This is a genomic window from Campylobacter sp. BCW_6465 (assembly GCF_001762815.1).
GTDB lineage: Bacteria > Campylobacterota > Campylobacteria > Campylobacterales > Campylobacteraceae > Campylobacter_D > Campylobacter_D jejuni.
The window spans coordinates 1-285 of the sequence record NZ_MJXN01000003.1 but is presented as its reverse complement, the minus strand read 5'-3'; the positions used below and the strand labels follow the sequence as shown (position 1 = coordinate 285).

Here is a 285-nt window from a genome sequence, read left to right as displayed (position 1 = left end):
TTTATAAATAATTTCTAGTCTTTCAGGGCTATAGTATCTTGGAGCATTAGGATAGCCTTGAGGTGGAGTTAAGGCTGCTAGTTTAGCACTTAATACTAGGGTATCCATAGTCAGTTTAGCAGATCTTTCATCTCTTTCGTTTCTAATATCTACATCAAATCTAGTTGCCATTCCATTTTTATATCCATCCATATAATGATCAAATTCTTTCCTGCTTTCAGAAGTAGAATCCACATCTCTTGGATCTTTTAATTTACCTTTTTCAATATCATCATATAAAGCCCA

Annotated in this window: 1 pseudogene; it reads right to left on the bottom strand. The window is 33.3% G+C overall.

What is annotated here, in order from left to right:
- A pseudogene (locus tag AJ886_RS00015) lies at positions 1-285 on the bottom strand (hypothetical protein); the annotation flags it as partial.